21 protein-coding genes are annotated in these 22,525 nt (G+C 66.7%); 11 read left to right on the forward strand and 10 right to left on the reverse strand.

All coding sequences use genetic code 11. The features are described 5' to 3' along the window. Window position 1: 1 nt before the first annotated feature. Window positions 2-1,267 carry a RuBisCO large subunit C-terminal-like domain-containing protein gene (locus QFZ57_RS07735; RefSeq protein ID WP_306899277.1) on the reverse strand — a complete coding sequence of 422 codons (1,266 nt, stop codon included), beginning with the start codon at window positions 1,265-1,267 and terminating at the stop codon, window positions 2-4. A gap of 347 nt (window positions 1,268-1,614) precedes the next feature. On the opposite strand from QFZ57_RS07735, the gene QFZ57_RS07740 reads away from it, so the two are divergent. Then, entirely contained in the window at window positions 1,615-2,403 is a 789-nt protein-coding gene (locus QFZ57_RS07740; RefSeq protein WP_306899279.1) for a GntR family transcriptional regulator, read from the forward strand. Window positions 2,404-2,729: 326 nt separating this feature from the next. Further along, window positions 2,730-3,467, forward strand: coding sequence for a hypothetical protein (locus tag QFZ57_RS07745; protein WP_306899280.1), 738 nt, complete (start codon window positions 2,730-2,732; stop codon window positions 3,465-3,467). Window positions 3,468-3,589: 122 nt separating this feature from the next. Here the strand turns inward: QFZ57_RS07745 and QFZ57_RS07750 are convergent, their stop codons facing one another. After that, window positions 3,590-5,179 carry a PucR family transcriptional regulator gene (locus tag QFZ57_RS07750; protein ID WP_306899282.1) on the reverse strand — a complete coding sequence of 530 codons (1,590 nt, stop codon included), beginning with the start codon at window positions 5,177-5,179 and terminating at the stop codon, window positions 3,590-3,592. Between the two features lie 106 nt (window positions 5,180-5,285). On the opposite strand from QFZ57_RS07750, the gene QFZ57_RS07755 reads away from it, so the two are divergent. The 3 genes from QFZ57_RS07755 (at window position 5,286) to QFZ57_RS07765 (ending at window position 9,201) form a co-directional block, all read left to right on the forward strand. Next, window positions 5,286-6,803, forward strand: a complete 1,518-nt coding sequence (locus QFZ57_RS07755) for a purine-cytosine permease family protein (RefSeq protein WP_306899283.1) — start codon at window positions 5,286-5,288, stop codon at window positions 6,801-6,803. 53 nt (window positions 6,804-6,856) lie between these two features. Further along, on the forward strand, window positions 6,857-7,804 hold the full coding sequence (locus QFZ57_RS07760; protein ID WP_306899285.1) for a polysaccharide deacetylase family protein: 948 nt from the start codon (window positions 6,857-6,859) through the stop codon (window positions 7,802-7,804). 137 nt (window positions 7,805-7,941) lie between these two features. After that, window positions 7,942-9,201, forward strand: a complete 1,260-nt coding sequence (locus QFZ57_RS07765) for an amidohydrolase (protein WP_306899287.1) — start codon at window positions 7,942-7,944, stop codon at window positions 9,199-9,201. Window positions 9,202-9,213: 12 nt separating this feature from the next. On the opposite strand, the gene QFZ57_RS07770 is transcribed toward QFZ57_RS07765, so the two are convergent. Beyond that, complete coding sequence (locus tag QFZ57_RS07770) at window positions 9,214-10,050, reverse strand: helix-turn-helix transcriptional regulator (protein WP_306629874.1); 837 nt, start codon at window positions 10,048-10,050, stop codon at window positions 9,214-9,216. 85 nt (window positions 10,051-10,135) lie between these two features. On the opposite strand from QFZ57_RS07770, the gene ilvD reads away from it, so the two are divergent. Then, window positions 10,136-11,995, forward strand: a complete 1,860-nt coding sequence (ilvD, locus tag QFZ57_RS07775; protein ID WP_306899290.1) for a dihydroxy-acid dehydratase — start codon at window positions 10,136-10,138, stop codon at window positions 11,993-11,995. A 129-nt stretch (window positions 11,996-12,124) separates the two neighbouring features. On the opposite strand, the gene QFZ57_RS07780 is transcribed toward ilvD, so the two are convergent. Then, on the reverse strand, window positions 12,125-12,358 hold the full coding sequence (locus QFZ57_RS07780; RefSeq protein WP_306629876.1) for a hypothetical protein: 234 nt from the start codon (window positions 12,356-12,358) through the stop codon (window positions 12,125-12,127). Between QFZ57_RS07780 and QFZ57_RS07785 the strand changes: the two genes are divergently transcribed. The 5 genes from QFZ57_RS07785 to QFZ57_RS07805 all read left to right on the forward strand — a co-directional run bounded on the left by QFZ57_RS07785 (window position 12,357) and on the right by QFZ57_RS07805 (window position 16,373). Further along, window positions 12,357-12,872: a hypothetical protein gene (locus tag QFZ57_RS07785; RefSeq protein ID WP_306629877.1), complete on the forward strand. Its 516-nt coding sequence runs from the start codon at window positions 12,357-12,359 to the stop codon at window positions 12,870-12,872. The two genes, QFZ57_RS07780 and QFZ57_RS07785, sit on opposite strands and share 2 nt — an antisense overlap. A 79-nt stretch (window positions 12,873-12,951) precedes the next feature. Further along, window positions 12,952-13,770, forward strand: coding sequence for an oxygenase MpaB family protein (locus tag QFZ57_RS07790; RefSeq protein ID WP_306899293.1), 819 nt, complete (start codon window positions 12,952-12,954; stop codon window positions 13,768-13,770). Next, window positions 13,763-14,659: a DUF817 domain-containing protein gene (locus QFZ57_RS07795; protein ID WP_306899295.1), complete on the forward strand. Its 897-nt coding sequence runs from the start codon at window positions 13,763-13,765 to the stop codon at window positions 14,657-14,659. The genes QFZ57_RS07790 and QFZ57_RS07795 overlap by 8 nt, the downstream gene beginning before the upstream one ends. A gap of 70 nt (window positions 14,660-14,729) precedes the next feature. Continuing rightward, window positions 14,730-15,956 (forward strand): MFS transporter, encoded by a 1,227-nt coding sequence (locus QFZ57_RS07800; RefSeq protein ID WP_306899297.1) that lies wholly within the window; start codon window positions 14,730-14,732, stop codon window positions 15,954-15,956. 21 nt (window positions 15,957-15,977) lie between these two features. After that, window positions 15,978-16,373, forward strand: coding sequence for a (R)-mandelonitrile lyase (locus QFZ57_RS07805; RefSeq protein WP_306629881.1), 396 nt, complete (start codon window positions 15,978-15,980; stop codon window positions 16,371-16,373). 87 nt (window positions 16,374-16,460) lie between these two features. On the opposite strand, the gene QFZ57_RS07810 is transcribed toward QFZ57_RS07805, so the two are convergent. The 6 genes from QFZ57_RS07810 to QFZ57_RS07835 form a co-directional block, all read right to left on the reverse strand. Beyond that, a complete protein-coding gene (locus QFZ57_RS07810) occupies window positions 16,461-16,883 on the reverse strand; it encodes a universal stress protein (protein WP_306899299.1) in 423 nt (140 codons plus the stop codon). 88 nt (window positions 16,884-16,971) lie between these two features. Next, a complete protein-coding gene (locus tag QFZ57_RS07815; protein ID WP_306629883.1) occupies window positions 16,972-18,333 on the reverse strand; it encodes an LLM class flavin-dependent oxidoreductase in 1,362 nt (453 codons plus the stop codon). Window positions 18,334-18,358: 25 nt separating this feature from the next. After that, window positions 18,359-19,150 (reverse strand): ABC transporter ATP-binding protein, encoded by a 792-nt coding sequence (locus QFZ57_RS07820; RefSeq protein WP_306899301.1) that lies wholly within the window; start codon window positions 19,148-19,150, stop codon window positions 18,359-18,361. Further along, a complete protein-coding gene (locus QFZ57_RS07825) occupies window positions 19,126-19,980 on the reverse strand; it encodes an ABC transporter permease (protein ID WP_306899303.1) in 855 nt (284 codons plus the stop codon). The genes QFZ57_RS07820 and QFZ57_RS07825 overlap by 25 nt, the downstream gene beginning before the upstream one ends. Beyond that, entirely contained in the window at window positions 19,977-21,095 is a 1,119-nt protein-coding gene (locus QFZ57_RS07830; protein WP_306899305.1) for an ABC transporter substrate-binding protein, read from the reverse strand. The genes QFZ57_RS07825 and QFZ57_RS07830 overlap by 4 nt, the downstream gene beginning before the upstream one ends. A gap of 354 nt (window positions 21,096-21,449) precedes the next feature. Further along, the gene (locus QFZ57_RS07835) at window positions 21,450-22,454 is read right to left on the reverse strand and encodes an Lrp/AsnC family transcriptional regulator (RefSeq protein ID WP_306629887.1); all 1,005 of its coding nucleotides are present in this window, start codon (window positions 22,452-22,454) and stop codon (window positions 21,450-21,452) included. Between the last annotated feature and the right edge of the window lie 71 nt (window positions 22,455-22,525).

Below are 22,525 nucleotides of genomic sequence, written 5' to 3' on the forward strand. Positions count from 1 at the left end.
TTCAGGCACCTTTCCCGAAAGTCTGGACTGCGTGCAGGAGAGCATCGTCCCCCGTTGAGGCGAGTTTGTCCGCTGCCGTCTGCAGCGGCACCCCTTCCACGGCTGCCTCCCACGCCTGGCGCAGACTCCGCACTCCGGCGCCCGGGCCGTCCGGGTGGGCGGCGACCCCGCCGCCGGCGAGCATCATCAGGTCCGTGGAACCGACCGCTTCGAACGTGGGGCCGGGGGTGGTGACATTCTGCCCGGAGGACAAAACAGGCAGCGGTGCAAAGGTCTGTCCGAGGGGTTCGAGCAGGCTGCGGATGTTGGCCGCGACTTCTTTGTCCAGTTCGTAGAACTTGCTGCCGAGTCCGCTGGCGTGCAGGTGGTCGGCGCCGGCAAGGCGGGCCATCTGCTGCCAGACCCGGTAATCCATGCCCAGGGCCTTGGACCGCATGGAGGCGGCGAGGCCGGCGCGGTGGCCGTGGATCGGTACCTCGGCAAAGCTGCGCAGCAAGGCAAGAGCCGGGAGCCCCATCACGGGGATGTTCAGCATCACGCACGTGCCGCCGGCTTCAACAACCAGGTCGTGGCGCTTCTGCAAGCCGGCGAGGTCGCCGGTGATGTTGAAGGCATACATTGTGGAGTGGCCCGTGACCTGCTCGGCGGCGCGGATTTCCTCGGTAGCGACCGCGACCCGGCGTTCCAGCGGCAGGTACGCCGGATCAGTCATGAGCTCGTCGTCCTTGATCAGGTCAATGGATGCCATCGCCAGATCCCGGACCACCAGGCGGAACTCCTCTTCGGAAAGCCCGACATTGGGTTTGACGATGGTGCCGACCATCACGCCCTGAACGTCACTGATGAGTTTGCGTGTCCCCTCGATGCCGAAGGCCGGGCCAGGGTGGGCGGCCACGAAGTCCTCCGGCAGCTCAATGTTCTGGAGCCGGCAGGCATACAGATCGCCCAGCTCGAAGAGATTGCCTGCAATGGCAGTCTGCAAGGTCGCCAGGTCGGTTCCGACGTTCTCCATCGGGAAATCAACGGTCACCAAGGCAGCGCGGACTTTTTCCGGGTTGGCCCGTGACGGCAGGGAAGGCCGGCAAAAGCCGAGCTCCTGAACATCGGATATCCGGGCGGCGTGCCGTTCCCGGATGCGGGCCGATTCGCCGGGGACCGGCAGGAAGGTGCCGCTGGACTGCTCGCCCGCCATGATGGCCGCGGCCTTCGCGGGGTCAATCTCGGACTCTAGGTAGTAGGTGCAACGCACCGAGCGCGGGTCGCGCATGGATTCTCCAATTCGGGGGTTTTGAAACTCACGTATCTGACTGTCACCTGCGGGTACTTTCACTTCGCTCACGCGCCGACGCGGGCTCAAGCAGGTGACTCGCACTTCGGGCCTGTGCGGTCGTCTGTAATCGCAAGCCCGAAGTTGTACGTACCTTTGATACGTACAATAATGGGTGGCGTAGGTCACGTCAAGACTGGACGACGTCGCTGCTCAGCGTTGGGGAGCCGCGGGAGGGCTAAGATTTGCACAGCGGCAGAGGAGTTAGCGTGAGTTTGGTACCAGCAGACACAGGGTCGGAGCCGGCAGGACGCAGCGGCGGTTTGGACCGGGAAGCCGGAGGCCCGATGCATGCACAAATTCGGGACATCCTGCACCGGCAGATCGTGGACCTTGCGCTGCCCCCAGGCTCCTCTCTGCCAACCGAAGAGGAACTGCAAAGGCAGTTCGGTGTCTCCCGCAGCGTGGTGCGCCAGGCCCTGTCAGGCCTTGCCGACCTCGGCCTGATCCGACGCCAGCGCGGCCGCGGAAGCGTAGTAGCCGCAACGCCCGTCCTCCGCCGGCACGTCCAGCGCGCAGGCGGCCTGGACGAACAGGCTGCCGCGCACGGCCAGCGCCTGCGCACTCACGTCCTCACCGTAGAACCATCCGAGCCGCCCCAGGCAGGCATCGAGGCCCTCAACACCACCAATACCTGGAAAATCGAGCGGGTCCGCTACCTCGACGAGCTTCCCGTTGCGTTCATGCGTACCTGGGTCCCGCGCGACTTCTTCCCGCACTTCACCGTAGAACTGCTCGAAAACGCATCGCTTCTCAGCCTCATGCGCGACCACGGGTATCACCCCGCGGGCGGTCCCCGTCAGGTCCAGGCAGTGTCCTCAGATCCTGACCTGGCGCGGAAACTGAACATCAACACCCGCGAACCACTACTCCTGCTCCAAGGCGTAACCCGGGATGCCCTCGGCCACGGCCTCGAATGGTTCAACGTGTGGCACAGCCCCAACACCGTCTTCGACGTCGATGCACAAGTCACCAGCCAGCCCGGTCGCGTCTCCCAAGAGCACCTCCGCCGCCTACGGAACCTGACCCAGCAACTTGAATCAGAACTAGCCGACCTCGAACGAGGAGCACCCTAAAGGGCGCCCCGACGGCCAATCGACCCCTGACATCCATCGGGACGTCTCAAGATGTTGGGAGTCGACGCTGGCGGGACGCTGGCGCACCCTTCCGGGCCGCCAATGCCTTCTCCCGTTTCTGTCGCCCTGGCGAGCCAGCGGGGATGACCACAGTCGCCGGCGGTGGATATTTCCGGTCTTCCCGTTGCACCTTGAAGCGGGTTCAGGGCCTTAGCACTACCCCTTGTGGCCCCTGACACGTGGGCGTAACGTGCCCATCACAAAGCTCGCCCTTGGAGGCCTCCATGTCCTCGCCGCTACGCCGCGCTATAGCCTTGGCATCAATCTTGTCCTTCGGACTACTCGGGCCCGTCGGCCTCTCGGCGTGCACCGCCACCGAGGCACCGCCCCCCGCACCGACTACCGAGGCGCCGCCCCCCGCATCGACTACCGAGGCGCCGCCCCCCGCATCGACTACGGAGGCTCGCACGATCCCACCGCTGCCGGACAGCGGCGACATCGACGCTGGTACATACCTCGTCACCAGCTTCGCAGAGAATTTCGAGATCACCGTCCCAGACGGCTGGTCGGGCGACGGCGATGGCTTGGGAAAGGACGACCCGGATCACCCGGATGATATGGCGGTCTTCGTGGGTTGGTGGCACTCCGACCATGTGCCGACGGACGCATGCGCGTGGCAGGGCGCGCTCGTCGAAGTCAATCCGTCGGCTAAGGCCTTCGTCGACGCGATGATGGCGCAGACGTCAACGTCCAGCACCCCTCCCGTCGAGGTCGTGGTGGGTGATTACTCCGGTGTCGAGTTCGACCTCTCCGTCGAGGGCGACTTGGACATCAAAGCCTGCGACAACGGTCAGTTTTGCGTTCACTCAGAATATTCGAACCTTTGCACCCGCTGGTACTCGAGCGCCGCTGAGCGCGAAACCTACCGGGTGGTCAACCTGAACGGCCAGCGCGCTATGTTCTGGATGGTCCAATTCCACGAATCGATCAATCCGGAGCTGACCAGAGAAGCACGCGCCGTCTTCGACTCGATCGTGTTCAAGGTCCGACAGGTGACCAGCTGATGCGGTAGGCGATCCCGCCTCACGCAAATGGCACACGAGATCAAACGCGAACGCGTCACCGATTCCGTCGCCAAACGCCGAGAAGCATGCGGTGAGGCGGCTTCGACGCAGCGGTTCACAGGTCAGGGGAGTCCGGCCATCCGGGCCGCCAGGTGCAGTGCCGCCAGCCGCCCCGTGCCGCGCGGATCACCGCCGCACAGCTCGAAGATCCGCTGCAGCCTGTGGTGCATAGACTGCCGCTCCAGGTGCAGTTCACGCGCCGATTGTGCTGTGTTGCAGCCGGAGTCCAGCCACACCTGCAGGGTCTCCAGCAGCTGGGACTGCCGCTGCGCGTCGTGCTCGAGCACCGCCCGCAGCTGCCGTTTGACGAACGCCTCCCGGGCCGAGGCATCGAGGCAGATCAGGGAAAGGCTTTCCACGGCAACGTCCTCCGCATCGACCACCACCAGCCCGCGGGCCGGATACTGCCGGCGCGCCGATGCGTTCCGTCGCCTGATCTGGCGCACCTCCAGGGCGCGGCGTGCTTCAGCCAGGGACCAGGCAGCCTCCGCCACCCCGCCGGCCAGCGGACCCACGGCGATCACCGCATCGTGGTCCCCTTCCAGCCCCTGGAGGGATTCCAGGAGCTGCCGACGTTCGCCAACGGTATCGGTGCTGGGCAGGCCGATCATCACCACCAGCTCGGCGTCGTCCAGGTACGCGGCACACGGAATGCGGTGGGAGCTCAGGAAGGTTTCGACGGCGCCACGCAGCTCCTGCGGTGACGCGGCGTGGATTGCCGCCACCACGGCGGGGGAGTCCGTGTGGAAGCCGGCGCCCGGGGCCAGCTGTTCAAGACGCCACTCCGGGGCGGAGTTGAGCACCGCCCGCATCAGTTCCGCACCTGCCAGCGCGTGCAGCCCGGGAGGCGTATGCTGCAGCAGCGCCAGGCCCAGGATGTCCACGGCGCGTTCGCCGGCCACCTGCGCCAGGGCTATATCCGCCGCATCCGGCACCCGTATCTCGAGCCGGCCCATGAGAACCCCGCGCACGGGGATGTCCACGCTGAGCACTGTTTCGCCAGCCACGCGGTAAAAGCCGCCGTGCCCGACCGGCCCGGAGCCGGCGCCGTCCGGTGTTCCTTCTTCCTGATCCCCGCTCCAGCCCTCGGACGCCGCGCTGCCCAGTGTGACCCCCCACGGCGAGGTGACCTTTACGGCGGAGCCGGTGATGCCGGCCAGCACCCCCAGGATCTTGTCGAGCGAGGCCCCGTGGGCCAGCTCCGCCGCCATGGCGCGGGTAGCGGCGTCAGCCTGCTGGAGGTGCCCCACGGACTCGCTCACCAGCATGGAGTTGATGGCCTGCATGACGCCCACAAACGGCACCACCTTGCGAAGCTCCACCACAGGCAGGCCGTATTCCTCGGCCTTTTGAAGCATCTCGGCCGGGATCTCGGGCAGGGCGCCGCCGGTCTCGATGGCGAGCGCAGCAATCCCGCGCTGGGCCAGTTCGCGCACATAGTCTTCGCGTTTGGCCGGCGCGGCCGTGGCCAGGGTAATTCCGCCGCAGAGCAGCAGTTCACCGCCGCGGAGCAGGGGGGCGATGTCCAGCACTTCGCTTGAATGCACCCAGCGGACCGGCTGCGCATCGACCCCCGCTCCAAGGGGATGGACGACCGGATCGGCGGCGGCGAGGGCGGGGTGGGCGAGTATTTCGCCAAGAAACACTGACACGACGTTCCGTAACGTAGTAGGAGGATCTGTTCGACAGATCGTATCTTGTTCCTTGTGATGGGGGCCACATAGCCTTTGAGTACTTATCCACCTCACGGAGGCCCCCATGCAAGAAAAGCTTTCTTCGGCATCGCACGGGCAACCTGCCCAGGCCGCGACGGACCACAACGCCGTGGACCATGAAGCCTGGCTGCAGCCCATTCCTGAATCAGCACGAACACGCAAGGTATCCGGCCAGTTCTGGATCTGGGCGGGCGCCAACCTGGCACCCATCAACTGGGTGCTGGGGGCACTCGGGATCCAGCTGGGACTCGGGCTGGCGGACACCGTCACCGTCCTGGTGCTGGGCAACCTGATCGGCATGCTGCTTTTCGGCTGCTTCGTCCTCCTGGGCCAGAAGACCGGCGCCACCGGCATGGTCCTGGCCCGGGCGGCGTTCGGCCGCCGCGGCAACTACCTGCCGGCCGCCATCCAGGCCCTGCTGGTCATCGGCTGGTGCGCAGTGAACACCTGGATCATCCTGGACCTGGTCATGGCGCTCTTTGGAACCCTTGGCTGGGTTGACCCGGACGCACCCAACTACGGCTGGAAGATCGGCGTCGCCACCTTCATCATGGCCCTCCAGGTGGCCATCGCCTGGTTCGGCTACAAGGCCATCGCGGCCTTCGAAAAATGGACCGTACCGCCCACCATCCTCATCCTTGCCGTCATGTCCGCGGTCGCCTGGTTCGGCATGGACATCGACTGGGGCTACGCCGGACCGGCCGGCGCCATCCTGGAAGGCTCCGAGCGGATCGCCGCCATGAGCGCCGTCATGACCGCCATCGGCATCGGCTGGGGCATCACCTGGTTCACCTACGCCGCCGACTACTCCCGGTTCGTCAGCACGAGCGTCCCCAAGAAGAAGGTCTACCTGGCCTCCGTGCTGGGCCAGTTTATTCCGGTGGTCTGGCTCGGTGTCCTGGGCGCCAGCCTTGCCACCAACAGCGGTGAGATCGATCCCGGCAAGCTGATCGTCCTGAACTTCGGCGCCATGGCGCTGCCGGTGCTGCTGATGGTGCTCCACGGCCCCATCGCCACCAACATCCTGAACATCTACACCTTCTCCGTGGCCACCCAGGCCCTGGACATCTCCATCAGCCGCCGCAAGCTCAACCTGTTCGTCGGCGTCTTCTCGCTCGCCGCCGTCGTGTTCTTCATCTTCCAGGAGGACTTCGCCGCGGTGCTGGACGCCTGGCTGATTGGCCTGGTCGCGTGGGTGGCTGCCTGGGGCGGCATCATGCTGGTGCACTACTTCTGGCTGGACAAGCGCTGGCCGGGTGAGCCCGACCGCCTGTTCGACGCCGTGGGGACCAAGCGGCTGCCCGGCATCAACTGGGCCGGCGTCGTCGCCCTCGTGGCCGGCATCTTCGCCACGTGGCTGTTCATGTACGGACTGATCCCCATCATGCAGGGCCCCATCGCCGTGGCCCTGGGCGGCTGGGACCTGTCCTGGCTGGCCGGCGGGCTGACCAGTGCCGGGGTGTACGCCATCCTCGGACCGCGGCAGCACATCCGCTACCTCGCCCTGGAGCCCCGCACGGCCAAAACCGTGGATAGCAGCCCTGCGCTGCCCGCCCTCTAACCTCCTCTTCTCCTAGACCTGGCGGGCGCCCTGCGCCCGCCGAAAGGATTCCCGTGAACCAGCCCGCCATCCCGGACCCGCTGCACCCCATCACCTGGCCCGACGGCGCCAAGGCCGCCGCGTCCTTCACCTTCGATGTGGACGCCGAGTCCTGCACCATCGCCCACGATCCCACCAGCACCCGGCGCATGTCGTTGATGAGCCACCAGTCCTACGGCCCCAAAGTCGCCGTACCGCGTCTTCTGGCGATCCTGGCGCGCCAGGACATCCAGGCCACCTTCTTCATCCCCGGCTTCACGGCAGAGTCCTACCCGGACGTGGTGCGGCGGATCGTGGACGGCGGGCACGAGGTGGCGCACCACGGCTACCTGCACGAACCGATGCAGGGCATCGACGCCGCCACCGAAGCCAGCTACATCGACCGCGGCCTTGAGGCCCTGGCCAAGGTGGCCGGAGTCCGGCCGGTGGGGTACCGCGCGCCATGGTGGGAGCTGAACTGGCACTCGCCGGGCCTGCTGGCGGACCGCGGCTTCCTCTACGATTCAAGCCTGCTCGACGGCGACGCCCCCTACCGCTTCGCCGTCGCCACTGATGATCCCCGGGACATCGTGGAGATTCCCGTGGACTGGACCCTCGACGACTGGGAGCAGTACGCCTTCTACCCCGGCGTGACCGGCAGCGGCGTGATCGAAAGCCCCGCGAAGGTGCTTGAGATGTGGACCCTTGAAGCCGAGGCCCACCACTCCCAGGGCAGCTGCTTCGTGCTGACCAACCACCCGTTCATCTCCGGGCGGCCATCCAAGGCCGTGGCGCTGGAGCAGCTGATCGAGCGGGTGAAGGCCATGGACGGCATGTGGGTGACCACCATGGAGCAGATTGCCCTGCACACCAAGGCCACGGTCACCGGGGTGCACACCCACGCGCGGATTGAGGTGCCGGTATTCCCGGGCGCGGGTGCACGGTTTGAGCCGGCCGTGGTGCGGCAGGGGGTGCTGGCCTAGCATCCACAGGCAATGAACGCGGCCGGCGGCGGGAGCTCCCGCTGCCGGCCGCTTCTGGTTGCGCCCATGGACACGGTCTGTTGGCGGTGCCTATGGTGGCGAAAGGGGCCGGCGCCGCCGGCCGGGAGGAGCCATGGATGGAGTTTTCGCGTCACGTCACGGACGGCTCCGCGGACGGCATCGAGCAGGAGCTGTCCTGGCAGATCCCGCTCTATGAGCAGCTCCACCGGCACCCGGAATTGGGCCTTGCCGAACACGAAACGTCTGCCGCCATCGCGGCGAAGCTGGCCGGCTGGGGCTTTGACGTACGGCACTTCGGCGGCACCGGCGTCGTCGGTGTCCTTGCCAACGGCGCAGGTCCCGGTGTCCTGGCCCGGGCGGACATGGATGCCCTCCCCGTCACCGAGGCCACGGGGGCAGACTACGCGTCCGCCGTTCCGGGAGTGATGCACGCGTGCGCGCACGACATGCACACGGTGGCTTTGCTCGGGGCGGCGAAGTACCTGGCTGAACACCGGGAGGGATGGGACGGCACCTACATTGCGCTGTTCCAGCCGGCGGAGGAGACGGCGGCGGGTTCGCAGGCAATGCTCGACGACGGCCTGGCCGCCGGCGTTCCGCAGCCGGACGTCGCGCTGGCCCAGCACGTTATGCCCACCGAGGCGGGAACGGTCGGCACCACCCCCGGGCCTATTCTTTCGGCGGGTGATTCGGTCCGGATCACCGTCCACGGCCGCGGAGCCCACGGGTCCATGCCGCACAAGTCGGTTGATCCGGTGGTGCTGGCCGCCTCGATTGTCCTGCGCCTGCAGACGGTGGTGTCCCGCGAAACGGCACCTGGCGAGTTTGCGGTGCTGACCGTTGGCTCCGTGCAGGCAGGGGCAACGGCCAACATCATTCCGGACCGCGCTGAACTGCTGCTCAACCTCCGCAATTACGACCTGGGGTTGCGGGCCAGGATGATCGACGGGATTGAGCGGATCGTGCGGGGCGAGTGCGCAGCCGCAGGGTCTCCCCAGGAACCCGATTTTGAGTACTACGACCAATATCCCCTCACCAGCAACGACCCCGAGGCCAACGCCTGGGTCACCGCAGCCTTCACCAGGACCTTTGGTGCCGATGCCGTCTACCGCACCAGCCCGCAGACGGCGTCCGAGGACTTCAGCCGCATCCCCGACGCCTTCCGCATTCCCTACGTGTACTGGGTTGTCGGGTCCGTGCCCCCGGACGTCTACCGGCGGGCCGTGGATAACGGCACGGCGGACACCGACATCCCGGCCAACCACTCACCGTTCTTCCTGCCGGCCGTGGATCCCACCCTGCGCACGGCCACCCAGGCACAGGTGGCCGCTGCCTTGGCTTTCTTTGGGCCGGAAGCAGGCGAGGTGCAGGCCTGACGGCAGTGCCGTTTAGCCCGCCGCGGACATCAGGGACCGCATCTGCGCCGCGGCATCGCTGCCCGGCGCGGGCGTGTACACCACGATGTGCAGGTCCGGCCGGTCGGAGGGGGACACCTGGTGGTGTTCGAGCTGCAGCACTCCCACGGCCGGGTGGTGGAAAAGGCGCTCGCGGGATTCGAAGCCCAGAATGTCGTACAGGTCCCAGCCCTGCCGGAACTCCGGGCTTGCTTCCTTGAGCCGTTCCACCTGGTACTGGATGTCCGGGTCGCCCAGCCGCTGCCCGGCTTCGGCCCGGAATTCGGCAAGGAATCGCTTGCTGGTGGTTTCCCAGTCCGGCAGCAGGTCCCGGACGTAGGGGTCAGTGAAAACCAGCCACAAGAGGTTCCGGTCCGCCGGCGACACTGTGGCGATGTTTGGAAACAGCGCGGCGTAGGCCTTGTTCCAGCCGGCCACACCCCAGTCCGGGAACAGGGCGAAGGACGGATTGGGATCCAAGGCATCCAGCAGCCGCTGGATGTGGGGCGGAGCGGAATCGGCGGCGGGGCCGGCAGGTGCGGCGGACGCGTACCCGCCAAGGGACAGGACATAACCAAGTCCCGTGCCCGAAAGATGCAGCGCGCGGCTGACGGCCTCCAGGACCTGGCGCGACGGGCTGATGTCCCTGCCCTGCTCCAGCCAGGTGTACCAAGTGACGCTCACACCGGAGAGGAACGCCACCTCCTCGCGGCGCAACCCCCGGTCACGTGAGCGCCCTATCGGCGGAAGGCCATAATCGGCCCGCAGCGCCTGGTCCCGACGAGCACGCAGGAAGAGGCCAAGTTCTTTGCGGCGCCCGGAATCATTCACCTCGAAATACTATTACTCTGGTACTCCTACTACTAGTAGCAGGAGCGTCTTCCGCCGCGGTCCGGCAGACAGCAGGATGGTAACCATGCCTGCACTCCGCTCTAAAACAGTCACCCACGGCCGCAACATGGCCGGCGCCCGCGCACTGCTGCGCGCCTCCGGCGTCGCCAACTCGGACATCGGCAAGCCGATCATCGCCGTGGCCAACTCCTTCACCGAATTCGTCCCGGGCCACACCCACCTCGCCCCCGTCGGCCGGATCGTTTCCGACGCAATCCTCGCCGCCGGCGCCGTGCCGCGCGAGTTCAACACCATTGCCGTGGACGACGGCATCGCCATGGGACACAGCGGCATGCTCTACTCGCTGCCGTCCCGCGACCTGATTGCCGACTCCGTTGAGTACATGGTCAACGCCCACTGTGCCGATGCCCTGGTCTGCATCTCCAACTGCGACAAGATCACCCCCGGCATGCTCATGGCCGCGCTGCGCCTGAACATCCCCGTGGTCTTCGTCTCCGGCGGCCCCATGGAAGCCGGCCGGGTGACCCTGACCGACGGCTCCGTGCGCTCCCTTGACCTGGTGAACGCGATTGCCGACGCCGTGGACGAGTCCATCTCCGATGCTGACATCAACCTCATCGAAGAGAACGCCTGTCCCACCTGCGGTTCCTGCTCCGGCATGTTCACCGCCAACTCCATGAACTGCCTCACCGAGGCCATCGGCCTGTCCCTGCCGGGCAACGGCTCCGTGCTCGCCACGCACACCGCGCGCAAGGCGCTGTACGAGAAGGCCGGTTCCACCGTCGTCGAGCTGGTGAAGCGCTATTACGACGGCGACGACTCCTCCGTGCTGCCGCGCTCCATTGCCACCGCGAAAGCCTTCGACAACGCCATGGCCCTGGACATCTCCATGGGCGGCTCCACCAACACGATCCTGCACCTGCTGGCCGCGGCCCAGGAAGCGGGCGTGGACTACGGCCTGGCCGAGATGGACGCCAAGTCCCGCCAGGTGCCCTGCCTGGCGAAGGTGGCCCCGAACGTGGCCAAGGACAAGACCTACTACATGGAGGACGTGCACCGCGCCGGCGGCATCCCCGCCCTGCTGGGCGAGCTGAACCGCGGCGGCCTCCTGCACAAGGATGTCCACTCCGTGCACTCCGACGACCTTGACGGCTGGCTGGATGACTGGGACATCCGCGGCGGCAAGGCCACCGGGGAAGCGAAGGCACTGTGGCACGCGGCTCCCGGCGGCGTCCGCTCCTCCACCGCGTTTTCCCAGTCGAACGAGTGGACATCGTTGGACACCGACGCCGCCGAAGGCTGCATCCGCTCCGTGGAGCACGCCTACTCCAAGGACGGCGGCCTGGCTGTGCTCCGCGGCAACGTGGCCATCGACGGTGCGGTGGTGAAGACCGCCGGCGTGGACGAGTCCATTTGGATCTTCGAAGGCCCCGCCGTGGTGTGCGAGTCCCAGGACGAAGCCGTGGAAAAGATCCTGAACAAGACTGTCAAGGAAGGCGACGTAGTGGTCATCCGCTACGAAGGCCCGCGCGGCGGTCCGGGCATGCAGGAAATGCTCTACCCGACGTCATTCCTCAAGGGCCGCGGCCTGGGCAAGAAGTGCGCCCTCATCACGGACGGCCGCTTCTCCGGCGGCACCTCCGGCCTGTCGATCGGGCATATCTCCCCGGAGGCTGCCTCCGGGGGCGCCATTGCCCTGGTGGAGAACGGCGACATCATCAGCATCGACATCACGCAGCGCTCCCTCCAGTTGCAGGTCTCCGACGAGGTCCTCGCCGAACGCCGCGAAAAACTGGAGGTCAACGGCGGTTACAAGCCCAAGGACCGGGACCGCCAGGTTTCCGCTGCACTGCGCGCCTACGCCGCCATGGCCCTGTCCGCGGACAAGGGCGCAGTCCGGGATGTGTCCCTGGTAGAGCGCTAAAGCGTTCCTGGCGGGGGAGGGGCAGAGGGCAGGTCCTCCGGCCCTCCTCCGCCCGGGGATAACGCGCCACATTTGAAGGGTCATCACCAGGCCCAAGGAGGATGTGGTGCGCAGGTCCATCAAGTCGCTTCAGGCAGCGTCCCTGGCAATTCTGTTCCTGGCCGGCTGTTCGCCGCAGCCGGGAAGTTCCCAGCCCCCGTCCTCCGCGGCGGGCACTGCCGGGACGTCAGCGGCGGCGACCGGCACGCCCGCCGCACCAACGCCGTCGAACGTTCCTTCCTCACCTTCAGCCGGGCCCGGTAATTCCGCCACCAGCACCGCCGCGGCGGAGTGGACCACGTTTACGACGGCGGATGGCACCATGGCGTTCGACCTTCCTGCCGCCTGGCACGTCAAGGATCCGGCAGGGGAGTTAGCCGAGGGTGGCGGGGCTTTCGCCGAGGTACGGAACCAGGCCGGGAAGGTGATGGCGACGCTTAGGACCAACATGGCCACCGGGTCCACCTGCACCGAGAGGTACCCGTACGAAGTGCTGGACAGCGCGGGCATCCCGGTACTGGTCCAGGGCGGCGTGGTGCCACAGTTCGTTTTCGAAACCCGCGGAAACGCCGCGACGCCGGGCTTGTACAGTACCCCCGCGGCCGGCTACGGCATCACCTCCGGCCCCGCGGCAAGCGGGCCTGACGCCTGCCCCATCTTCCAGTTTTTCCGGTGGCCGCCGAACGCTGCCATGTTTGGAGCCTCCTACGACCCGGACAACAACGCAACACCCGGCGACCCGTCATTGCCCTATCTGGAACTCGCCCGGAAGTACCGGGACACGGCCGAGTACGCGGACATCAAGAAGATGATCACGTCGCTGCGGCCGGCGGGCTAAGCGACAAGGCAGCCGGGCGGCCAGCACAACGGGACGAAAGGCCCCACCTGCTGTCACACCCCTCCGGTACCCTTTTCACATGGTGCAGGGAGTTGCCGATTACCGGGCTGAAGGCATCCTGCTCGCCGGGGCAGGACGGGCCATCCTGCTGCAGCTTGCCAACCCGGCCATCGGCCGCGGGGTAGCGGCCCACAGCACGTTCACCCGGCGCCCTGTGAACCGGCTCAAGGGCACGCTCACCTACGTCTACGGCATCGTGTACGGAACCGAGGAACAGGTGAGGGAAGTCCGCCGGAGGGTCAACCAGGCGCACGTGCCGGTGCGCCGCACCGCGGATGAATCTTCTGCCGGCTACAACGCCTACGACCCTGCGTTGCAGCTCTGGGTGGCAGCAACGCTCTACGACACCGCGCTCACCATCGTCGAGAAGATCCACGGCCCGCTCGACGGCGATGCCGCCGACGCCATGTACCAGGACTACGCACGCATCGGCACCGCACTGCAGGTTCCAGTGCACATGTGGCCCAAGGACCGGGCAGCTTTCGGCCGGTACTGGGAGGAGCAGCTTTCCTCCCTCCATGCCGAGGAAGAAGGCGTGCGTGTTGGACGCGGCCTGCTGTTCCCCAGGCACACTGCTCTTTGGTACCGCGCTGTCATGCCGACTGCGAGGTTTCTCACGGCCGGGCTCCTTCCCGACCACGTGCGGAAGGATTTCGGCCTTCCCTGGAGTGACCGCCACCAGCGCCGGTTCGACCGGACGTGGCGTGTCCTTGCCGTGGCCTATCCGGTCCTGCCGCAACGCATCAGGCACTGGTTCAAGGACTACTGCCTGGCCGAACTTGAAAAAGACCTTCGCAGGAGCCCGCAAAACCTGCAGCAACAGGGGTCCCGTGCGTAGTTCCACCCCGCTGGAGCAGCGGATCGACGAGCGCGCGCGCCGCTTCCTGGCCACCGCAGCGGCTGGCGGCGGCAAGGCAAAACTCACCGAGTTCGTCGTCTTTGGCCTCAAACAGGGCTGGGCCTGCATCTTCGGCGCGGCCCTGCTGGCCGTGCTCATGGCGGCCAGGCTCTGGTACCCGGACACCGCCGGGCTGGCGCGCAACGACTTCCTGACGATCGCCGCCGTCGTCATCCAAATCCTGATGGTGGTGTTCAAGCTGGAGACCCTGCGGGAACTGCGGGTCATCGTGCTGTTCCACCTGGTGGGGACCGTCATGGAGCTGTTCAAGACGGATATGGGTTCCTGGTCCTACGATGCCGAAGGCTTCCTGCGCATCGGCGCCGTTCCGCTCTTCAGCGGGTTCATGTATGCCGCCGTGGGCTCGTACATGGTGCGTGTCTACCGGCTGTTCGACCTCAGGTTCGCCGCCTACCCGCGCCGCTGGATCACCGCGATCCTCGCCGCCGCCATCTACGCCAACTTCTTCACCCACCACTACATCTGGGACCTGCGCTGGGTGCTGCTCGCCGCCGTCGTCATTGTCTATGGCCACTGCGTGATGCACTTCCGCGTGTTCCGCCGCCAGTTCCGGATGCCCCTGGTTGTCTCTTTCCTGCTGGTGGCGCTGTTCATCTGGCTCGCCGAGAACATCGCCACCTGGTCCGGGGCCTGGCTCTACCCCAGCCAGGTGGACGGCTGGCACCCGGTGGGCCTGGAGAAACTGGTGGCCTGGTTCCTGCTGATGATCATCTCCGTCGTGCTGGTGGCGTGGGTCTACAAGCCGCTGCCGCCGGAGAAGGACAACGGACGACGGCGGAAGGTTCCGTCATCCGCCGCGCTGCGGTAAGGGGGGTCTGGCAAAACCCGTTTCAACAGGGCCCTCGCTAGGGCTTCGGGAGCGCGCTTTGATGGAGGTTATGGCCTCCGAAACCACTGTCATCAACACCAGCCAGCAACAAAGATCCGGCGCCCCCGAACGGAATCCGGCCAACTGGGGCGGCGTCTTTGCCATGTCCCTGTGTGTCTTCGCCCTGATCGCCTCCGAGTTCATGCCTGTCAGCCTGCTCACTCCGATGGCCTCCGAACTCCAGGTCTCTGAGGGAATGATTGGGCAGGGCATCGCGATTTCCGGCGTCTTCGCCGTCCTGACCAGCCTGTCGGTCTCCACCCTGGCCGGCAGCATGAACCGCAGGACACTCCTGCTGGGCCTGACGGCGCTGATGGCGGTCTCCGGGGCGCTGGTGGCCACCGCACCCGGATACTTGCTGTTCATGGTCGGCCGCGCCCTCATCGGTGTGGTCATTGGCGGCTTCTGGTCCATGTCGGCAGCCACCGCCATGAGGCTGGTGCCGGCGCACCAGGTGCCGCGGGCCCTGGCGATCTTCAATGGCGGCAATGCCCTCGCCACGGTCGTGGCTGCACCCCTGGGAAGCTACCTTGGCGCCGTCATCGGCTGGCGCGGCGCGTTCTTTTGCCTGGTGCCGGTGGCGGTGCTTGCCCTGGTCTGGCAGTGGATCAGCCTGCCGTCCATGAAGGTGGAGAAGCGGCCATCCGGCAACGTCTTCGGGATTTTCGCCGGGCTTAAGAGCCGGCCTGTCGCCTGGGGAATGGCTGCGTGTGGCTCCTTCTTCATGGGCCAGTTTGTCCTGTTCACCTACATCCGCCCGTTCCTGGAGACCGTGACCCGCGTCGACGTTGCCACGGTGTCCCTGGTTTTGCTGGTGATCGGCGCGGCAGGTTTTGTGGGGACGCTGCTGATTGGCCGGTTCCTTGGGAAGAGCCTTTACCGGACACTGGTCATCATTCCGGTGCTCATGGCGGTCATTGCCGCAGCGCTCGTTCCCGCCGGCGGCTGGATCGTCGCCGTCGTGGTTCTGTTGGGACTGTGGGGTCTGATGTCCACGGCCGCACCCGTCGGCTGGTGGAGCTGGGTGGCGGAGGCCATGCCACACGACGCCGAAGCCGGCGGCGGCCTGATGGTCGCCGTTGTCCAGACGTCCATCGCCATCGGGTCGACGCTCGGTGGCGTGCTGTTCGACTCCGCTGGCTACCGGTCCACTTTCCTGGCGGCCGCGGCCATTCTTTCCATCGCCGCGGTCCTGTCATTCCTGACATCCCGGGCCACGGCCCACCAGACCACGTAACCGACCTACCAGGAGGAAATTATGAAGTACGCAAAGAGCGGCGGCCAGACAGCAGCCGGGCCGCAGGAATGGTTCACCGGAACGGTGCAGATCGACGGGATCCGGAACCCTGACGAGCAGTCAGCCATCGGCTGCGCGCACGTCCGGTTCGCCCCCGGTGCCCGCACCGCCTGGCACCACCACCCCAAGGGCCAGACCCTCTACGTCACAGACGGGATAGGGCTGGTGGCCCGGCGGGGCGGGGAGGTCCAGGAGATCCGACCCGGCGATGTGGTTTACATCGAGCCTGGTGAGGAGCACTGGCACGGGGCAACCCCGGAGCGGTTCATGGCGCATGTCGCCATGCATGAAGCCGACGGGAACGGACAGGTGGTCACCTGGCTCGATCACGTGACCGACGAGGAGTACGGGGCCTAATTCCGCTCCGCCCCTGGAGTTTTTGGGCAGATACCGGCACTTAAAGGCTATTTTGCCCGCGGTATCTGCCCAAAAACTCGGGAGGGGTCAGTCGTCGTAGGTGTTCGCGATGTATACATCGCACGGCGCATTGTGCGCCACGCTGTTGGCGACGCTGCCCAGGAGCCGGCCGATGCCGCGCATCCTGCGGTTACCCACCACGATCAGCCGGGCGTCCAGGCGGATAGCTTCCTTGATGAGGGAATCGGCGGGCTTGCCGCGGGCCGCGAAGTGGGTGACCTCCACTCCCGGCCGGGACTTGCCCAGATCTTCCGCCACCATCTCCGAACTGTCGGCGTTGGAGATCCTCACCTTGTCCGAGCCCACACCGAAGGTTTCGGACGTTTCGCTTTCAAAGGCGGTCACCACATGAAGCGAGGCGCCCAGCGACTCCGCCAGGCCCAGGGCTACTTCCGCAGCCTTCCGTGCCGACGGGCTGGCATCCACACCTACAACCACAACTCCACTCATCTTTCAGCTCCTTCTGCTGGTCCTGGCTTAAACGTTCATCTGCCAGTCTAGGGAGTACCCTCCCGGAGCCCTCTTCTATCACTCAATTTCAGTGGCCCACTCCGGCGAGCCCGGCCGCGCCATGCGCGTACTGGTTGGCCGGCCGTGGCAGGCCGTAGTGCTCCCGCAGCGTCCGGCCGGTGTAGTCGGTGCGGAACAGGCCGCGCTCCTGCAGGATGGGCACCACCTGATCGACAAAGGTTTCCAGCCCGGACGGGAGCACCGGCGGCATGATGTTGAAACCGTCCGCCGCGCCGCCGTCGAACCATTCCTGGATGGCGTCCGCTACCTGGACCGGCGTTCCGGTGAAGGTGCGGTGCCCGCGGCCGCCGCCTAGGCGGCCGATCAGCTGGCGCACGGTGAGCTTCTCCCGGCGGGCCAGCTGCACGATCAGGGTGTAGCGGCTCTTGGCGCCCTCGATCTCGTCCTCGCTGGGCAGGTCCGCCGGCAGCTGGCGGTCCAGTGGCAGGTCCTCCGGGTCCACGCGCAGGGTTTTGGCCAGCTGGATCCGGGCGTACTCGGGCTTGATCAGCCGGTCCAGTTCCCGCTCCAGCTCCAGGGCTTCCTCCACCGTGGCACCGATGACGGGAACGATGCCAGGCAGGATCTTGATGCTCTCAGGGTCCCGGCCCGCAGCCGCGGTCCGTGCCTTGAGGTCACGGTAGAACTCCTGCGCGTCGGCGAGGGTCTGGTGCGCGGTGAACACGGCGTCCGCGTACCGGGCCGCCAGGTCCTTGCCGTCCTCGGACGAACCGGCCTGGACGATCAGCGGGTGCCCCTGCGGCGAACGGGGCACGTTGAGTGGGCCGCGGACCTTGAAGTGCTTGCCTTCGTGGTCAATCACACGGATTTTCCCAGAGTCGCCCCACACACCTTCCGCCTTGTCCGCCAGCACCGCGTCGTCCTGCCAGCTGTCCCACAGCTTCTGCGCCACCTCGATGAACTCGGCGGCACGTTCGTACCGGACGGCGTGGGCGGGCTGGTCGTCCACACCGAAGTTGCGGGCCGCGTCGGGGCCCGCGGTGGTCACCACGTTCCAGCCCGCCCGGCCCCCGCTCGCCCAGTCCACGGAGGCGAAGCGGCGGGCCAGGTTGAACGGTTCGTTGTAGGTGGTGGACGCGGTGGCGATCAGCCCGATCCGTTCCGTGGCGCCGGCGATCGCCGTGAGAAGCACGGTGGGCTCGAGCTTGCCGGCCGGGCGGCGGCCCACCTCGCCGAACAGGACGGGGGAGTCGGCGAAGAAAATGGAGTCCAGCTTGCCGCGCTCGGCGGCGCGGGCCAGCTGCTTGTAATGCTCAACATTGGTGCTGGCCTGCGGATCGCTCTCCGGCAACCGCCACGAGGCTTCGTGGTGGCCGGTGCTCATAAGGAAGGCATTCAGGTGCAGTTGGCGGGGATTTTCAGACGTCATGGCGTGCTCCTTGGAAAGTTGGAAATTAGTGGCCGACGGCGGCCGGTTCGGTATTGGGCACGGGCTCGACGCCCAGCGCGGTGAGCAGGTCGCGGCGGAGGGCTTCATGCCCGGCGGCATCAGCGGAAGAGCGGATGTCCGGCGACACCGGGCGGACGGTGGCGATGCGGCCTTGATCCAGGACCACGATCCGGTCCGACAGCGCGATGGCCTCGTCCACATCGTGCGTGACCAGCAGGACGGCGGGGCGGTGCACGGCCACCAGGTCCTGGAGCAGCCCGTGCATCCTGATCCGGGTCAGCGCGTCCAGGGCACCGAAGGGCTCGTCGGCCAGCAGCAGCTGGGGTTCGCGGACCAGGGAACGGGCCAGCGCCACGCGCTGCTGTTCGCCGCCGGAAAGCTGGTGCGGCCATGCTTTTTCACGTCCGGCCAGGCCCACTTCGGCCAGGGCCTTGCGGGCCCGGGCGCATGCGTCTTGCTCCTGAACGCCCAGGGTGACATTGCCCAGCGCGGTGTCCCAGGGCAGGAGCCGCGAGTCCTGGAAGACCACCGAGACGCGGTCCGGGACGCTGATTACGCCGCTGCCCTGGACGTCGTGGTCCAGCCCGGCCAGGGCGCGCAGCAGGGTGCTTTTGCCGCAGCCGCTGGGGCCCAGCAGCGCAACGAATTCGCCGGGCGCGATGTCCAGGTCCACGCCGTTCAGGACGCCTTTGGGGCCGAAGCCGCGGATGAGGCCGCGAACGGAGACCGCGGAGCCTGCAGGGGCGCCGGCCGGACGGGTGTCGACGGCGGTCAGCCCGCTAGGGTGCGCTGCCATGAGAGGGCCTTTCGTTCGATGAAGCGGACAATGCCGTCGGAGAGGAGGCCCAGGATGCCGTAGACGGCCAGGCCCAGGACGATGATGTTGGTTTGGCCATAGGTGCGGGCGAGCTCCATCATGTAGCCGATGCCGCTGGTGGCGTTGATCTGCTCCACCACCACCAGGGACACCCAGGCGCCGGTGACCGCGAAGCGCAGTCCCAGGAAGAAGCCGGGCAGGGCGCCGGGGAGGACCACCTTGCGGATGAAGCCGGCCCGGGTCAGGCCCACGGTCTGGGCCAGTTCAACGAAGTGCAGGTCGATCCCTCGCAGCCCCGCGTGCGTCTGCAGGTAGACCGGGACAAAGACGCCCAGGGTGATGGTGAGGACCTTCATGGTCTCGTCAATGCCGAACCACAGGATCAGCAGCGGAATCAGGGCCAGGCCCGGGATGGCGCGCTTGATCTGCACAGGCCCGTCAATGAGGGCCTCGCCCGCCCGGCTCAGACCGGACAGGAGCGCCAGCGCCGCGCCCACCAGGATGCCGAAGAACAGCCCAAGGCTTGCGCGCTGGGCGGAAACGGCAAGGTTCTCCTGGAGCCGGCCGTCGGCGATCAGTTCACCGGCGGTGGCCACCACGGTCCAGGGTTCGGACAGGATCCGTGGGTCCAGGAGCCCTGTTGCGGAAGAGACCGTCCACAGCAGCAGCAAAGCCGACGGGCCCACCCAGGCGAGCCGCCGCCGTCGTCCCGGCCCCAGCCTCCTGCCCGTGGGCCGCACGTCCTCCCGGACGGCAAGCGCAGGATCCTGGTGTGGCGCCGCCAGGGGACGGTCCAGTACCGCGCTCATGCTGCGCCCGCCTTTCGGGCGGAAGCGAAAGCGGTGCCTGCGATGGCCTCAAACCGGGTGTCGTACAGGTCCGCTGCCTTCAACTGAGGCTTCTTCTGCTCGCGGGCCAGGAGGTCGATGGTTTCCTGGTGCCGGGCGATCGCCTCGGTCCAGGCAGTGGGCAGGTCGCGCTTGCCCGTGGCATCGATCAGGTACTGGCCATCCTCGCGGGACAGGCCCTGGTCCTTGACGTAGTAGCCCTCCCGCCACTCGGCGGGATGGTCCTCGATCCAGCGCTGGGCCTTGCCCCAGACCTCGACGTACTTGGCAAGGGCGGCGGCTTTCGCGGGATCGGCGAGGACTTTGGCGGGGGAGTAGAGGAGGCTGGGATCGTCCCGGAGCCCGTGGCGGATGGTGGTGGCGCCGTCGGCCTTGTACTTGGCCAGGTACCGCTTGATCTGCACGCCGCCCAGCGGAGCGGCGTCCACCTGCCTGCTGGCCAGCGCCGTGGCGTAGGCGTCCCCGGTGCTGGGCAGCTCCACGAGTTTGACGTCCTCCTGCTTGAGTCCGGCCTTGTCCAGGATCCGCAGGACCAGGGCGCCCTGTGCCTGGCCCGGGCTGTAGGCCACCTTCTTGCCGCGCAGCTCCTCGAGCCGGCTGATGCCCGCCCCAGGGGCGACGCCGAGCTCGTAGATGGGATGGTTCACGGCGTCCTGCCGGTAGCCGGCCGCGACGATGCGGACATCCAGTCCGGTCCAGGTGGCGTGAATGGGCGGAATGTCCGCCACAGAGCCCACGTCCAGGGCGTTGGCGCGGAAAGCCTCGGTGGTCTGCGGGCCGCCGGAAATGTTGGCGAACTCCACCGTGAAGCCGTCCAGGTCCTTGGCCAGGCCGGACAGTTCCAGCGCAACCTTGATGCTGGGATCGCCCACCTTGATGGTGGTTCCGGCAGGAACCGACGCAGCCAGTGGTTCCAGGGCGCCCTGACTGATGCGCCCGCCGCCTGCGGTGGCGCTACCACCGCAGGCAGACAGCAGTCCGACGGCGGGAATCGCCAGGAGTGCGCCCAGGGCACGGCGGCGGGAGAAGGTCGAGCTGCCGGGGCTGGAGTGGGGCGGGGATGCTGGGAAGGACATGGTGTTCCTTTCAGGGAAGATTCCGGGTACGACGGCACCCGGGCGGTGTGCCCGGGCGGGCGTGGGAGGTGGATGGGACCGCCTGCGAGGCGGCGTGCGCGTGCTTCTGGCTGGTGCGCCTTGGCTGGGTGCTTGGGGTGGTGCATACGGCGTGGCCGGTGCCGTGCAATCACCTAAGCACGGTCCGCAGGGCGTTGGCCAGCATCACGAAACGGACGCTAAACGCTAGGAAACGGCGCTACTTATGACGCCATCCGGAGGACAAACGCGGACAAACGGGGCAACCCGGCGACATGATCCGCAATGCGGATTAATGTGACTGGACCGCCTTCGCCATGCGAGCCACTGAACGTTCTAACGCCGCAGCAGCCCTTCAACCTGGTCGCCGATGAATGCGCCGTCCCGGTCCATCCAGTAGCGGCGCCTAACGTTCAGCGCCACACTTGTGTCCATGGTCTGGATGCCGGGCAGCGCGCCGATGTCTTCGGTGATGAAATCCGCCAGGCTCCGGGGATCGCGGAAGACTCCGTGAAAGACCACCGGCGCCTGCCCGGTGACCATCGAGATCATGCGGGCAGACTCGAGGCCGCTGAGCTGATCCAGCACGTCCGCAATTGATTTGGGTTTGACCTGCAGGGAGACCACGGCGGCGAGGGGAAAGCCGACGGCGCAGGGCTCCACCTCAACGCGCGGCGAAATCGACCCTGTACCCAGGAGCATCTGGATGGCCCGGTAGGCGGAGGAACTGCTGACATTCAGGGTGCGCGCCACTTCCGCGGCAGATGCACGTGCGTTGCGTCCCAGCTCACACATCGTGCCGAATTCCAGATCCGATAGTTCGTCCATTGATGCCAGGGCAGGCTGGTTAGCGGGAACCTCGTGGGCTGCCAGCGCGTCCTTCTGCTCATCCGTCAATCGCTGGAACCGCCAGTTCTGGCCTACCCGGCGGGAGTCCAGGACCAGCCGCGTTTCGATCGACCTGATGCCCGGCAATGACGGAATCCGATTGCTGATGAGGTCATTGATATCTGATCCGAGCAGGGGAAACAGGTCTGCATAGACATCTCCGGTGCCGGAAGTGGTCATGACGAACTGGATCTCGGGGAAGGCTTTGAGCTTTTCTGCCACTTCTGCTGCGCGCCCCGGCTCACAGCAGATCCAGAGCTGATGGGGGTTTCCGGAGAGAACCAACGGCCACGCAAATCTGCCGATCACCTTCATGAGCCGCTCATTCTGAAGCCTGTTGAGCCTACGGGTAATGGTGCTGGTGGGTACTCCCAGGATTTCGCCCAGGGCATTCGCCGGGACACGGGGCGCCACCTGGAGGGCAGCAATGATGTCCAGGTCCGTGTCATCCATGAGTGGAATGGTGAGCCTCCGCCGTTGTGTTGGTCCCGTTGTACTACGTCAAGACTACCCGTCAGCGCCGA

The sequence above is a fragment of the Arthrobacter sp. B1I2 genome, from assembly GCF_030816485.1.
Taxonomy (GTDB): Bacteria; Actinomycetota; Actinomycetes; order Actinomycetales; family Micrococcaceae; genus Arthrobacter.